General features: G+C 72.6%; 11 protein-coding genes. 6 read left to right on the top strand and 5 right to left on the bottom strand.

All coding sequences use genetic code 11. The annotated features are described in order from the left end of the window. Positions 1–133: 133 nt before the first annotated feature. Both ACIBAD_RS01305 and ACIBAD_RS01300 read left to right on the top strand, forming a co-directional pair. Entirely contained in the window at positions 134–3,724 is a 3,591-nt protein-coding gene (locus ACIBAD_RS01305) for a bifunctional glycosyltransferase family 2 protein/CDP-glycerol:glycerophosphate glycerophosphotransferase (RefSeq protein WP_134068109.1), read from the top strand. A gap of 136 nt (positions 3,725–3,860) precedes the next feature. Continuing rightward, complete coding sequence (locus ACIBAD_RS01300) at positions 3,861–4,346, top strand: VOC family protein (protein ID WP_134068108.1); 486 nt, start codon at positions 3,861–3,863, stop codon at positions 4,344–4,346. On the opposite strand, the gene ACIBAD_RS01295 is transcribed toward ACIBAD_RS01300, so the two are convergent. Next, positions 4,343–5,083 (bottom strand): Sir2 family NAD-dependent protein deacetylase, encoded by a 741-nt coding sequence (locus ACIBAD_RS01295; RefSeq protein ID WP_134068107.1) that lies wholly within the window; start codon positions 5,081–5,083, stop codon positions 4,343–4,345. The genes ACIBAD_RS01300 and ACIBAD_RS01295 overlap by 4 nt on opposite strands. Positions 5,084–5,245: 162 nt before the next feature. On the opposite strand from ACIBAD_RS01295, the gene ACIBAD_RS01290 reads away from it, so the two are divergent. Together ACIBAD_RS01290 and ACIBAD_RS01285 are read left to right on the top strand one after the other, a co-directional pair. After that, the gene (locus ACIBAD_RS01290; RefSeq protein WP_398903559.1) at positions 5,246–5,689 is read left to right on the top strand and encodes a hypothetical protein; all 444 of its coding nucleotides are present in this window, start codon (positions 5,246–5,248) and stop codon (positions 5,687–5,689) included. A 31-nt stretch (positions 5,690–5,720) separates the two neighbouring features. Continuing rightward, positions 5,721–6,587: a GNAT family N-acetyltransferase gene (locus tag ACIBAD_RS01285; RefSeq protein WP_398903556.1), complete on the top strand. Its 867-nt coding sequence runs from the start codon at positions 5,721–5,723 to the stop codon at positions 6,585–6,587. 127 nt (positions 6,588–6,714) lie between these two features. Here ACIBAD_RS01285 and ACIBAD_RS01280 read toward each other — a convergent pair whose 3' ends face one another. The 3 genes from ACIBAD_RS01280 to ACIBAD_RS01270 all read right to left on the bottom strand — a co-directional run bounded on the left by ACIBAD_RS01280 (position 6,715) and on the right by ACIBAD_RS01270 (position 8,424). Next, positions 6,715–7,158 (bottom strand): SSI family serine proteinase inhibitor, encoded by a 444-nt coding sequence (locus ACIBAD_RS01280; protein ID WP_398903554.1) that lies wholly within the window; start codon positions 7,156–7,158, stop codon positions 6,715–6,717. Between the two features lie 329 nt (positions 7,159–7,487). After that, positions 7,488–7,949, bottom strand: a complete 462-nt coding sequence (locus ACIBAD_RS01275; RefSeq protein ID WP_208328883.1) for a cyclic nucleotide-binding domain-containing protein — start codon at positions 7,947–7,949, stop codon at positions 7,488–7,490. 172 nt (positions 7,950–8,121) lie between these two features. Continuing rightward, on the bottom strand, positions 8,122–8,424 hold the full coding sequence (locus tag ACIBAD_RS01270; protein WP_134068104.1) for a hypothetical protein: 303 nt from the start codon (positions 8,422–8,424) through the stop codon (positions 8,122–8,124). A gap of 252 nt (positions 8,425–8,676) precedes the next feature. Here ACIBAD_RS01270 and ACIBAD_RS01265 point away from each other — a divergent pair, with 252 nt between their 5' ends. Then, positions 8,677–10,593 (top strand): glycoside hydrolase family 5 protein, encoded by a 1,917-nt coding sequence (locus ACIBAD_RS01265; protein ID WP_398903550.1) that lies wholly within the window; start codon positions 8,677–8,679, stop codon positions 10,591–10,593. Between the two features lie 473 nt (positions 10,594–11,066). After that, positions 11,067–13,799 carry a DNRLRE domain-containing protein gene (locus ACIBAD_RS01260; RefSeq protein WP_398903548.1) on the top strand — a complete coding sequence of 911 codons (2,733 nt, stop codon included), beginning with the start codon at positions 11,067–11,069 and terminating at the stop codon, positions 13,797–13,799. A gap of 71 nt (positions 13,800–13,870) precedes the next feature. Here the strand turns inward: ACIBAD_RS01260 and ACIBAD_RS01255 are convergent, their stop codons facing one another. Further along, the gene (locus ACIBAD_RS01255; protein ID WP_398903546.1) at positions 13,871–14,323 is read right to left on the bottom strand and encodes a DUF3224 domain-containing protein; all 453 of its coding nucleotides are present in this window, start codon (positions 14,321–14,323) and stop codon (positions 13,871–13,873) included. Between the last annotated feature and the right edge of the window lie 76 nt (positions 14,324–14,399).

Genomic DNA, 14,399 nt, shown 5'->3' with positions numbered 1-14,399 from the left:
TTCTTTGCCGTCCGCCCCGGGAGCCGCGGGGCTTATGTCCAGGATGGGGCGACTTTATCATCCCGTTACCGAGTAGGATGCTCTCACCACCTGATCATCGAAATAGCTTGAAACGCTGGAGAACCCGCCACCCATGCCCCCGCGCCTGAGCATCGTCGTCCCCGTCTACAACGTCGAGCTCTATCTCGACGAGTGCCTGGAGTCCATTGCCGCCCAGACGTTCGCCGACTTCGAGTGCGTACTCGTCGACGACGGGTCCACCGACACCAGCGCCGTCATCGCCAAGGCCTTCGCCGCGCGGGACAAGCGTTTCCGGGTCGTCATGCAGGAGAACGCCGGACTCGGCGCCGCCCGCAACGTGGGAGCCCGCCACGCCTCCAAGGACAGCGAGTACCTGGCCTTCGTCGACAGCGACGACACGATGCCGGACTACGCGTACGAGCGCCTGATCGCCGCGCTCGACGAGACCGGTTCGGACTTCGCCGGCGGCAACGTGAAGCGTTTCCGCTCCGTCGGCATGCAGCAGTCCTGGGGCCACCGGGCCGCCTTCGCCAAGACGCAGCTGAAGACCCACATCTCCAAGTTCCCGGCGCTGGTCACCGACCGCACCGCGTGGAACAAGGTCTACCGGCGCAGCTTCTGGGACGAGCACGGCTTCCAGTACCCCGAGGGCATCCTCTACGAGGACGCCCCCGTCAGCATCCCCGCGCACTACTTCGCGTCCAGCGTCGACATCATCAGCGACTGCGTCTACCACTGGCGCGTGCGCGAGACCGGTGAGCGCTCCATCACCCAGCGCTCCACCGACCCGGTCTCCCTGATCGACCGCGTCACCTCCGTCCGCCTGGTCCGCGAGGCCCTCAAGGCCAAGGAGGGCGCCAAGTACGCCCGCTACCTGCGCGACTACGACTACAACGTGCTGAGCGAGGAGCTCCCGCTCATCTACAAGTACGTCGGTGAGGGCGGAGCCGACTTCCGCGCCGCCTTCGTCAAGGAGGTCGGCGGCCTCGTCCGCGAGATCGGCACCGGCCCCTGGTCCGACCTGACCGTCGCCGACCGCCTCAAGGCGTACCTGGCCCGCGAAGGCCGCGTCGAGGACTTCATCGCCCTCACGAAGCACCAGAGCGACTACTCGTACAGCGTCCCCGTCAAGGGGCTGGCCCGCCCGCAGGCGGACTACCCCTTCCTGCACGGCCGTCCGCCGGTACCCGCCAAGATCCTCACCCTCGGCCCGCGCGAGCGCCGCGTCGTCAGCCGCCTCGAACAGGCCGTCTGGAGCGACGGAAAGCTCCTGCTGCGCGGCTACGCGCTGCCCGGCCACCTCGGCGCGGAGAGCCGCCTCGGCTCGCGCAAGATGCTCGTCTTCCGCGAGGGGGGCAAGCGCCGCCGTACCGTCGTCAGCGCCCGTACGGTCGCCTCCCCGATGGCCACCGTCAACGCCGCGCACCTCGCGCTGCGGCACGCCGACTGGGCCGGTTTCACCGCCGTCGTCGACCCCACCGCCTTCCAGTCGGGCGGCAAGTGGAACGACGGCATATGGACCACCTCCATCGCCGTCACCGGCGCCGGCGGCCTGCACCGCGCCCGCCTCAAGGGCGGCGAGTCCGACTCCGGCCAGAACCCGCCCGCCCACTGGGTGACCCCGGACGTCCGCATCGTCCCGAACGCCACCGGCGCCCTCACCATCCAGATCGAGACCGTCCGGGCCCGCGCCCTCGACGTCCGCCGGGCCGGCGAGGACGCGATCGAGGTGGCCGGTGAGCTGGCCGCCGAGATCGGCGCCGGCGCCACTCTGCGCGCCGAGCACGTCTCCACCGCCGCCGTCCTCACCTTCCCGATCGAGACCGCCGCCGCGAGCGGCTCCGGCGGCGCAGGCCGGATCCCGTTCACCGTCCGCGTACCGCTGGCCGAGCTGGCCGCCGTACCGGACGCGGTGTGCGAGCCCGGCGAGTGGACCCCCGAGCCGTGGAGCCTGACCGTGGTCGGCGCCGACGGCTCCGAGCACCGCCTCGCGCACGACGAGCGCGGCGGATTCGACGGCCTGGTCGTGCCCATGCCCGGCGGGAACGCCGACCGCGCCCTCTTCGCCAAGCGCGGCAACACCGGGCACCTGACCCTCTCCGTGCAGCCCTCGCCGCCGCTCGTCGAATCGGTCACGGGACAGGACGGCACCCTCACGATCAAGGGCCGGTTCGTCGCGCCCTCCGACGAGCCGTACGAGCTGGTCCTGCACGACGCGCACGGCACCGAGTTCAGCTACCCCGTCACCCGGGACGGCGACCGCTTCGAATCCACCTTCGAGCCCGTCCTCCCCGAGGCCTACGCCGGCCGCACCACGCTGCCGAAGGGCCGCTGGTGGCCCACCCTGCGCCCGCTCGCCCAGGGCGGCACCACCGCGGGCCTGCTCGGCGTCGACCGCGGCGCCCCGGTGCAGCTCGCGCCCACCGCCCTGCACGCCGGACCGCACGCGATCACCGTCCAGGGCCGCCGGATGCGCGTCGAGGCCCGCTTCTACGACCGCATGGTGCTCGTCGCCGACCCGCTGCTCAGCCCGCACGACCGCACCCGGTACGCCCAGCGCGTCACCCGGTACGAGACCTACCCGGCGCAGCGCGCCCTGCCGGTCAAGGACATCGTCGTCTACGACACCCACCAGGGGAACGGCGCGGGCGACTCGCCCCGCGCCATCCACGAGGAGCTGCTGCGCCGCGGCGAGAAGCTGGACCACGTCTGGCTCGTCCGCGACGGCCGCGCCGAGGTCCCCGCGACCGCCCGCGCCGTGCAGTACGACAGCACCGAGGCCTGGGAGGTCCTGGCCCGGGCCCGCTACTACGTCGTGAACGACAGCGTGCCGCAGCGCTTCCAGCGCCGCGCCGGCCAGATCGTCGTCCAGACCTGGCACGGCACGCCGATCAAGGAGATCGGCCACGACTTCATCCACGACTACTACACGAGCCCCGAGATCCTGGAGGCCCTGGAGCACGACAGCGCCCAGTGGTCGCTGCTCGCCTCCCCGAGCTCGTACGCGACGCCGCTGCTCAAGCGCGCCCTCGGCTACCAGGGCGAGGTCATCGAGTCCGGCAGCCCGCGCACGGACGCGCTCGTCAAGCCCGACGCGCAGCGGATCGCCGAGGTCCGCCGCCGGCTCGGCCTGCCCGAGGGCAAGAAGGTCGTCCTCTACATGCCGACCTGGCGCGAGAACCGCGAGGGCTGGTCGGGCGGCTACAAGCTCGACCTCCAGATCGACCTGGACGCGGCGCGGCGCGAGCTCGGCGAGGACCACGTCCTGCTGATCCGCGGCCACCACCACGTGACCGAGCAGGTACGGGACGGCGTGCGCGACGGGTTCGTCGTCGACGTGTCCCGCTGGCCCGACGCGACGGACCTGCTGCTCGTCGCCGACGTCCTGATCTCGGACTACTCCTCGGCGCTGTTCGACTTCGCGCTCACCGACCGGCCGATCCTGCTCTTCACGTACGACCTGGAGCACTACCGGACCACGCTGCGCGGCTTCAACTTCGACCTGGAGGCGAAGGCCCCCGGCCCGCTGCTGGCGGACTCGGCGAGCCTGATCGAGGCCGTGCGGGGCGCGGACGCGGTCGGGGCGGAGTTCAAGGAGGCGCGGGCCGCGTTCCGCGCCGAGTTCTGCGACCTGGACGACGGCCGCGCTGCCGAGCGCGTCGTCGACCGGATGCTCTCCATGGCGGCCAAGCCGGCGGTGTAAGCCGTCGGAGTGCATTCAGGAGGAGTTGCAGACCGCCCCGGGCCCACCGATGAATTTCGGGCCCGGGGCCGGTCTGTATAGGAGCGAGACGGTGCCCCACCGCACGGACTCGACCACCACCCCCCTGGAGGCAGTCATGAGCAGCAGCAACGGATTCACCACGTGTCTGTGGTTCGACGGCAACGCGGCGGACGCCGCCGACTACTACGTGTCCGTCTTCAAGGACGGGAAGATCGGGCGGACCGGCTACTACAACGAGGCGGGACCGGGCGCGGCCGGTGACGTGATGGTCGTCGAGTTCGAGATCAACGGCCAGAAGTTCATCGGCCTCAACGGCGGCCCGCAGTTCCCCTTCACCGAGGCGATCTCGTTCCAGATCCACTGCGCCGACGAGTCGGAGTCGGACTACTACTACGACGAGCTGACGAAGGACGGCGGCCAGGAATCCGCGTGCGGCTGGGTCAAGGACAAGTTCGGGGTGTCCTGGCAGGTCATCCCGCCCGGCGCCATCGACCTGATCACCGACCCGGACCCGGGCCGGGCCACCCGCGCCACCGCGGCCATGATGAAGATGAAGAAGCTGGACGTGGCGGAGATGCGCAGGGCGGCCGACGCCGGCTAGGCCTCGTCGCCGCCTGCGGCGATACGGGTCAGCAGGGCCGGGAGGGCGGTCCCGATCGGCTCGCGGACCACTTCGTCGGCGAGGGAGTCGTACGGGGTCTCCTCGGCGTTCACGATGATCAGGCGGGCCCCCGCCTCGGCGGCCATCCCGGCCAGCGAGGCGGCGGGCTGCACCTGGAGCGTCGTACCGACGGCGATGAACACGTGAGCGCCCTTGGCCACGGCCACGGCCTGCGCCAGCACCTGGGGGTCGAGCCGCTCGCCGAACATCACGGTCGCCGTCTTGAGGATCCCGCCGCAGACCAGACAGGCGGGATCCGGCTCCCCGGCGGCGACCCGGGCCAGCGCCTCGTCCATCCCCGACCGGGCGTGGCAGGCCGTGCAGACCACCGCCCGGGCGGTCCCGTGCAGCTCGAACACCTTCCGCGGCGGCATCCCGGCGAGCTGGTGCAGCCCGTCCACGTTCTGTGTGATCACCCGTACCGGGGTGCCGGTGCGCTCCAGCTCGGCCACGGCCAGATGCGCGGCGTTCGGCTGCGCGCCGAGGGCCCCGACCTCGGCGCGCATCCGCCAGGAGCGGCGCCGGATCTCCGGATCCGCCATGTAGTACGCGTACGTCACCAGCTTCTCGGCCTCGGGATCCCGGCGCCACAGACCCTGCGGCCCCCGGTAGTCCGGAATGCCGGAGTCGGTGGACATCCCGGCCCCACTGAACACTGCGACGAGTGGCTTCCCCATGTCCCCGACCCTACGTAGGGGCGGTCCGGACCCGCGACCGTTTTAAGGGGAGGGGGCCGGACGGGGGGTTCCGGCGTTCCAGCGGTGAATCCCGCCCCCCACAGGAGTGAGATCCGCGGCCCACCCCTGCCCGTGAAGACGCCCGGTGGTTACACATGCCGCATGAAGACCACCCCGTACGGCCTCGGCGCCCTGCTGCTGACCCTGCTCGCGCTGCCGGCCCAGACCCCCGCCTTCGCCGCCGCCGACCCCACCCCGGTCGGTGCCCGCCACCGGCACACCGCCCTCGAGATCAGTACCTTCCTCACCTCCTTCTACGGGCACCACGGCCCCTCCGCGCACGACCGCGCCCAGCGCGTCTCGCAGCAGCTCAAGGAGAAGCAGGCGCACACCCCGGGCTCCGACGTGCTGCTCTGCGCCCAGAAGGAGCCCCGGAACGAACCCCGGGACATCGTGGTCGGCCCGGTCACCGTCGCCCAGTCGGCCGGGGTCGGCTGGGCCACCGTCACCACCCACTGGGGGGCCGGCCAGCGCGACACCTTCACCGCGTACGTGAGGCTCGACTCCCGGCCGATCAAGCTCGACGACGTGATCTGCGCCGGCTGACCCCCGTACTCCGTCTGGTACAACACCGGACATGACGGGATTCGAGATCAGCGGCGCGAGCGCCGCCGACATGGAACTGATCCGCCGCTGGGCCGACGAGGAGGGGTGGAACCCGGGGGACTCCGACCGCTTCGCGTTCGCGGTCGCCGATCCGGCCGGCTTCCTCGTCGGCCGGATCGCCGGTGAGCCGGTGGCCTGCATCTCGGCCGTGCGGTACGGGTCCGCCTTCGGTTTCATCGGCTTCTACATCGCCCGCCCCGCCTTCCGCGGACAGGGCTACGGGATCAGGCTGTGGCAGGCCGGGATGGAGCGGCTGGACGGGCGGCTCATCGGCCTGGACGGCGTGGTCGACCAGCAGGACAACTACCGCAAGTCCGGGTTCCGTTCCGCCTGGAACAACGTCCGCTACGAGGGCGTCCCGCAGTCGAACGGCTCGGGTGGCGGTGGCGGTGTCGGTGGCGCCGGGGTCGAGGTGGTCGACGCCGCGTCGCTGCCCTTCGGGGAGCTCGCCGCCTACGACCGCCGGTTCTTCCCCGAGTCGCGCGACGCCTTCCTGTCCGCCTGGACCGGGCTGCCGGGCCGCACCGCACTCGCCGCCGTCCGCGACGGCCGGATCGAGGGTCTCGGGGTGATCCGCCCCTGCAGCGGGGCCTCCAGGATCGGCCCGCTGTACGCCTCCACCCCGGCCGTCGCGGCCGCGCTGCTGCACCGGCTGGCGGAGCACACGCGGGACGGGGCGGTCGCCGTGGACGTGCCCGACGCCAATCCGGCGGCCACCGCCCTGCTGGCCAGCCTGGGGCTGGCCCCCTCGTTCGAGGCCGCCCGCATGTACACCGGGTCGGCGCCGGAGGTGGAACTGGCCGGGCTGTACGGGGTGACGAGCCTCGAACTGGGCTGACGGCCGCGGGGCGGCGCGGGACGGGGAGGAGCTCCGGGCGGCGTGCCCCCGCGGATGCCGGGGGGCCGTGTGCCGTGTGCCGGGCGGCGGTCGCACGACGCCGCCCGGCCGGTCGCGTCGTGCCGGGTCAGAAGCCGAAGAGCGCGCCGCGGGTGTGCCGCAGGCCGCACGGGTTGCCGAAGGTGTACGAGTAGTTCAGCCGGCGGCCCTGCCACACCCCGTCCGCGGTCACCGTCATCGGGTTCCACTCCCGGGTACAGTCGACGCCCGGTCCGGGCGCGGCGACTGCGTCCAACTGGCGCGAGTTCGCCCTCAGTTCGGCACACGCGGAGGCCGGGGACGGGTGCGTCCCGCCGGGGGTCGGCGCGCAGACGAGCGTCACCGCGCGCATCACCGTGCCGTGCGCGGCGTCCTCCCCGGCCGTGATGCTCAGGACGAGGGCGGAGGGCGCGTACAGGCTCTCCGCACCGGACGGTGCGGCGTCGGCAGCTCCGGGCCAGGCCAGGGCCGTGAGAGCGGTGAGCGCCATGGCGGCGGAACCGAGGCCGAGACCCTTTGCGATGGACCGCATTTCGAACTCCCTTTGAGTGGTTGTTTCGGATAGCGGACAGGAGTCTTGCCGACACGGACCGTGAACGCCCGTTCGTACCCCCATTTCTCGTCACCGATCGTAAGCGAATGTATGCAGACCGCAGCGGTGCGACGGGTGCTGACCTGTGGGGGAGCCGACCGCCGAAACGGCCGAACACACGCGCTGAAACATTCGCGGGCGGGCGTCCGGGGCGGGTCCGGGCCGGTTCCGGCCCCGCCCCGGGGGCGCCGTCCGGGCCGGTTCCGGCCCCGCCCCGAGGGCGCCGTCCGGGCCGCGTCGGGCGGCCGACGCTCCTTTGACGACACCCCCTAGCGGGCCGTCGCGATGCGAGGGGCGTAGAGGTCGATCAGCCGGGTGCGGGTCTGCTGGAGCCGCAGCGCGAGCACGCGCCCGACCCAGTGCCCGATGGCGGAGCCGAAGGCGGGATCGGCGTCCATCAGCATGCGTACGGAGGTCGCGTCGAACTCGTACGAGCGCACCGGGGTCATCGCCTCGGCGCTCAGCTGCCACGTGAACGGCGGGAAGAGCCAGGACCAGCCGACGAGTTCCCCGGGGCCGAGGTTCTCGACGGGGGCGGGCCGGCGTGCGGGCAGCGGGATCTGGAGCGTCACCGTGCCGGACCGCACGATCCAGAAGGACTCGGCGCGCGCGCCCTCCTCGAAGATCCTCGCGCCCTCGGGGAAATTGACCTCGCGGGCCTGGGACATCAGCCGCCCGCGGTATTCGGCGGAGAGGACGGCGGCGATTCGGATGGGGGAAGGTGTGCTCACGACGGCCTCCGATCAGGGCCCCCCGATACCCCCAGTGTGACCGACACCCGGACGAATCCGGGTGCGGCGCATCACCCGGTTGTTCGAGTACCCGCACGGGCGGCCGCGCACACGGGTGCCGCGGCCACGGCGGCCGATTCCCCGAAGTCGGCCGGTGGCGCGCTGCGAGGGGTCATTCCTCGGCGTTGGCCTCCAGGCAGGCCAGCTCCATCGCGTCGAGGACCGCCTCGTGGCTGCGCCGGCTCAGCTCGGCGACGTTCTCGATCTGCGCCGTGGCCCAGGCCGCCAGGGTCATCACCAGGACGCGCAGCCCGTCGGTGCCGTGCTCGGCCAGGATCGCGTCGGCGACGACCATCGCGTCCTCGGGCACCTGCTCGGGCGGCTCCAGCCCGGCGAGCCCGCGCAGCATCGTGAGGGTCCGGCGGGAGATCTCCGGCGTCATCCTCGCCAGCCGCATGTCCTCTTCTTCGTCCATCCGCCCCACCCTCCCGTACGGTCCCGTCCCCCCAGGGCACGGTAGGCGCTGACGGCCCCGCGCGGGGCCGTTTCGCCAGGGTGAGCACACACGGGGAACCGGCCCGCCCCCCGGCCCGGCCGGGAGGGCGGCCCGAGCCGACGGGTACGGGCGGCGGTGCGAAAGTCGGTGCCCGCGTGGGTTCCATGGTCGGCGACCGGCCGGTAACTTGGCCGCGGCCTCCGTCCGTTGCCCGATTCCCGCAGGAGCGACATGAAGAGCCTCATCCGTGCGCTGTGCGGCCCCCTCCTGCTCCTCGCGGGGGTCGTGCCGGCGGTGGCCGGACCGACGCCCGCCGCAGCCGCGCCGGTCGCGCCCGCGTCCCCGGCCGAGGCGTGGGCCCCGCCGCTGTCCACCCGCGGCCGTTACATCGTCGACGCGCAGGGCAACCGCTTCCGGCTCCGCTCCGGCAACTGGGACGGTGCCCAAGGCTCCTGGAACGGCAGCGGCGACCGCAACGACCCCGCCACCCACCACGCCGGCCAGAACTCCAACGGCATCCCGATCGGCCTGGACCGGGTGCCGCTGCCCACCCTGCTGGCCGACTTCCGGACCCTCGGCCTCAACAGCATCCGGCTGCCCTTCTCCAACGAGATGCTCCGCACCACCGCCCCCGTGCCGGACGCGGCCGTCGCCGCCAACCCCGAGTTGCGCGGCCGAACCCCGCTCCAGGTCTACGACGCCGTCGTCGCCGCGCTCACCGACGCGGGCTTCGCCGTCATCCTCAACAACCACACCGTCACCACCCGCTGGTGCTGCGGACTGGACGGCAACGAGCGCTGGAACAGCGGCCGGACCACCGCCCAGTGGGCCGACGACTGGGTCTTCCTGGCCCGCCGCTACCGCGACAACCCGCGCGTGGTCGGCGCCGACCTGTACAACGAGGTCCGCCGCGACACCTTCGACGACCCCAACTGGGGGCTCGGCGACGGACACGACTGGCAGGCCGCCGCCCAGGAGGCGGGCGACCGGATCCTCACCGAGGCCAATCCGAACCTGCTCATCGTGGTCGAGGGCATCAACTGGACCGGCATCCCCCTGGACGGCCTCCCGCACGGCCGCCCCACCCTGACCCCCGTACGCACCCTGTCCCACACCCTCGTCGTCTCCGGCAAGCTCGTGTACTCGGCCCACTTCTACGGCTACACCGGCCCCGGGCACAGCGGCGCGACGGGCCTGGGCGAGACCCACGACCTCCGCTACCAGGACATGAGCCGGGCCCAGCTCGAACAGACCCTCTACGACCAGGCCTTCTACGTCTCCGCCGAAACCGGCACCCACTTCACCGCGCCCGTCTGGGTCAGCGAGTTCGGCATCGGCGCCGACGAGACGGGCGCCGCCCCGCGCGCCTGGTTCCAGAACCTGACCGGATATCTGACCGCCGCCGACGCCGACTTCGCGTACTGGCCACTCGTCGGCTGGAGCACCACGGCCCAGGGCACTCCGGGCGGAGACTCCTGGGCGGTGCTCCGCTACGACTCCGCCGGCCACCGGACCGGCGTGCTCGACGCGGCCGACTGGCGCACCCAGCCGTGGACGGCCCTCGCCGGCACCGCCGGGCGCACCGGCCGGATCCCCGCCACCCCCGCCTGGTACCAGCTCACCACCGACCACCGCGACCACAACGCCTCGCTTCTCACACGTGCCGCCGGCGACTGGGACAGCGGGGCCCGCAAGGCGGTCTGCCCCGACGGCTCCCGGCTGGCGGGACTCGGGCACACGGCCGGCCGCGGCCTGTGCAGCACCTCCGACCTGCGGGCCTCCACGGGCGGCCACACGGTGGTCCGGGACGAGGCGTACGTCCCCCAGGGCGGTGACTGGGCCACCGGCTATACGAAGCTCCAGTGCCCGACGGGCCAGTTCCTGATCGGCTACAGCCTGCGCGGCGAGCGGGTCTCGGCCGCCCTGTGCGCGCCGGGCCGGACCGCCCTCGCGGCGGGCGGCCGCACGCTCTGGTTCGACCGGGGGGACAACCGTCCGTCCGGCGCCCCCGGCGGCGAATACGCGTACGGCGACTACAAGGGCCAGTGCCTGCCCTCCGAGTACGCGGCCGGCATCGCGTTCACCACCCGCGCGGCCTCCCGCCCGGGCCCGGCGGCCCTCCTGTGCCGTCCGCTGCCGCCCGCCTGACCCTTCCGTCCGCGAGGCCGGCGGCGTCAGCGACCGCCGTCGGCAACGGCAACGGCGCCGGCCAGCAGGTCCGCGACCGTTTCCGCGTTCGACGCGCCGGATCAGCCGGTCAACAGGCTGATCACCGCTTCCTCCGTGAGCGGCCGGCCGAGCCCCGCGCCCGGGGCGGCGTTCACCCAGGCCGCCATCCGCTCGGTGTCGACGAGCACTCGACGAGCACCCCGTCGCAGTCGAATACGACGAGTTCGATCGGGTTCAGTAGAAGTGATCATGGCGCGAAGGACATGGGGCATGGGGCGCCCGATCCGCCTGCGGGGCCCTCGGGGCGTCCGCGAATTTGGCATCCGATGCGCCAAGAGGGGTGAACGGGGGAGCAAAGGGGCCTAGGGTGCGCCCGTAGGCACGGTCGAGGACGGCGGCTGAACGACTGTTTTCGGCCAATCAGCGCACAGTGACACCGAACTGGGGGGTTCATGCGTAGATCCAGAGGGCTCGCGGCCGCTCTCGCCCTGTCCCTGGCCGGGACCGGCGCGGGCATAGGCTTCGGCCTCGTCCCGCAGGCGGCGGCCGTCACCCCGCCCGTGGCCTTCACCGCCGACCCGCTGTCCACGTGGCAGCCCAACGGCGTCGTCTGGGCCCTCGCCGAGGCGGGCGGCACGGTGTTCGCCGGAGGCACCTTCTCCGCCGTCCGGCCTCCCGAGGGCGACGGCGGCGCGGAGCAGTCCGCGGTGAACTTCGCCGCGTTCGACGCCGCGACCGGCGCCCCTACCTCATGCCACCTCTCGTTCACGGTCGGCGGCGGCACCGCCACCGTCCGCGCGCTCACCCTCTCCCCGAACAAGCAGACCCTGTACGCGGGCGGCTACTTCGGCGCGGTCAACGGCACCCCGGTCTCCAGCCTCGCCGCCGTCGACGTGGCGACCTGCACCGTCAAGGCGTCCTTCCGCCCGGCCTTCGCGGCCACCGTGCGCGCCCTGGCCGTCACGAACGACACCGTCTACGCGGGCGGCGATTTCCTCACCGTCGCCGGCCAGCCGCGCGAGCGGTTCGCCGCCGTCGACGCGGCCGACGGCGCGCTGCGGCCTTTCCGGGCCGACGCCGACGAGCCCGGCCGCGCCGTCGAGGTCACCCCCGACGGCAACGACGTCATCCTCGGCGGCGACTTCTTCACCGTCAACGGCACGAACACGCATGCGCTGGCCGTCGTCGACTCCACCAGCGGCGCGCTCACCAAGGGCTACCCCGGCTTCATCGAGACCAACTCCGTCGTCAAGGACGTCGCGACCGACGCCACCGGGTTCTACACCGGCAACGAAGGCACCGGCGGCGGCGTCTTCGACGGCCGGATCGCGCTCAACCTCAGCGACTTCAACCAGCGCTGGCGCGACACCTGCCTCGGCGCCACGCAGGCCGTGCTGCCGTACCAGAACGTGCTGTACAGCGCCTCGCACGCGCACGACTGCTCCAGCGTGGGCGAGTACCCCGACGGGCAGCGCCACCACCTGCTCGCGCAGCCGACGACCGGCGTCGGAAAGCTGGGCTGGGCCCCCGACACCAACGACGGCATCGGCGAGGGCATCGGCCCGCGCGTGATGGCGGTCGGCTCCAAGGGAGGCGTCCAGTACCTGTGGGTCGGCGGCGAGTTCACCACCGTCAACGGCTCCGCGCAGCAGAGCCTGACCCGCTTCGCGTCCACCGGCGACACGGGCGCGCCCACCGTGCCCGTCGCGACCGCGGCGAGCTTCAAGCCCGGCGAGGTGCAGGTGCGCTGGCGCACCAGCCTCGACCTGGACGACAGCGCGCTGACGTACCGGGTCTACCGCAACGGCTCGGCTGCGCCGATCGCCACGGTCACGGCCGACTCGCTGTTCTTCAAGCGCCCGCAGGCCTCCTGGACCGACACGACCGTCACCGCGGGCCAGTCGTATACCTACCGGGTGACGGCCACCGACGCGGCCGGCAACACCAGCGCCCTGTCGGCGACCGCGAGCGTGACCGTCCCGACCTCGGCCGACGCGTACCCCAACCAGGTCCGCGCGGACGGCGCCCAGCTGTTCTGGCGCTACGACGACGCCTCCCTGCCGAACGCCGCCGACTCCTCCGCGAGCGGCAACCAGAACGGCGTGCACCTGAACGCCCCCGCCCTGCGCCAGACGCCCGCCGCCGTGTCGGGCGCGAGCACGGCGATCGGCTTCAACGGCACGGACAACCGGGTCTACGGGGACCTGCGCCAGAGCATCGGCAGCAGCTACACCATCGAGACCTGGTTCAAGACGAACACCACCCGGGGCGGCAAGCTCTTCGGCTTCGGCAACAACCAGGTGCGCGGCAGCAGCCAGTACGACAAGCACCTCTACATGACCAATGACGGGCGCCTCGTCTACGGCGTGTACACCGGCGCCACCCGCACCATCGCCACCGGCACCGCCTACAACGACAACAAGTGGCACCACGTCGTCGCCACCCAGGGACCCGGCGGCATGGTCCTCTACGTGGACGGCGCGCAGAAGGGCACCCTCGGCGTCACCACGCACGAGAACTACGCCGGCTACTGGCATGCCGGCGGCGACAGCCTCGGAGGCTGGCCGGACCGCCCGACGAGCGAGTTCTGGGCGGGCCAGCTCGACGAGACGGCCGTCTACCCGGGCGTCCTGAGCGCGGCCCAGGCGCAGAACCACTACGCCCTGGCCACCGCCCCGGCCGACTCGGTCGTCCAGGTGCAGGCCGCCGAGGACACGTACGCCAACGCGGGCGCACCGGACGGAAACTACGGGGCCTCGTCCTCGCTCGCGGTCCGCGGCACCTCGCCGTACACGAGCTACCTGCGCTTCGACCTGCCCGCCGCGCCCGCGGGCACCGTGCTGAAGTCGGCCTCCCTGAGCGTCAAGACCAGCACCATGAGCGGGGCCGGTACGACGGACACGGTCTCGGTGGTCCCGGTCACCGGTCCGTGGACGGAGGCGGGCACCACCTACAACAACCGTCCGGCCACGGGTGCTCCGGCGCTCGGCAGCTTCCCCGCGATCCCGGACGGCTCCGCGGTGCACACCACCGGGCTGAGCGCGGCCGCCCTCGCGGGCGCGCTCGGTACCGGCTACGGCCTGGCGCTGACCAGTGCGGGTACGGACGCGCTGTGGCTGTGGTCCTCCGAGGCGGCGGCGAACGAGGGCACGCCGCAGCTGACGCTGACCTTCGGCGCGCCGTAGCCGTAGCCGCGGCCGGCGGGACGTACGGGCAGGGGGCGCGGGCCGATGCGGTCCGCGCCCCCTGTGGCCGTCTACGCCGTGGTGTAGCTGAACTCGTACGCGACGGACGTGTCGCCGTGGCGGTAGGTGAACGCCCCCGAGCCCGACAGCCCGGCCAGCTCGCCCGACCCGGAGCCGGGGACCACCTCGAACGTGCAGCTGGTGCCAGAGGCGTCGAAGGTGCCCCGCTGCTCCAGGACGAACGCCCCCTTCCGGCCGTCCACGGCACCCGACAGCAGCTCCAGGCCGGTGTAGGAGCCGGTGCCCTCCCCGGTGTACGCGATCGTGTAGCCGGCGCTGGTCGCCGCGGCCTCGATGCCGCCCGTGAAGGCGTTGACGACCGTCGAGCGGGCGAGGCGCGGGGTGGAGTCGGCCGCACCGACCGGCTGCTCCTGCCAGTCGGCGAACGTGAAACGGCCGGTGGTAGTGGTGTGACCGGCGGCGCCGCCGGTGGGGGCGTCGGTACGGGCGGACATGGCGGACATGGAGGACCTCCTGGTGCACGGCCGGGCGGGCTCGATCCCCCCGGCGCGAGAGCAGCCTGTCAGGGATACCTGACAC

Source organism: Streptomyces sp. NPDC051109 (genome assembly GCF_044455885.1).
Classification (GTDB): domain Bacteria; phylum Actinomycetota; class Actinomycetes; order Streptomycetales; family Streptomycetaceae; genus Streptomyces.
This window is presented reverse-complemented; position numbering and strand designations above follow the sequence as displayed.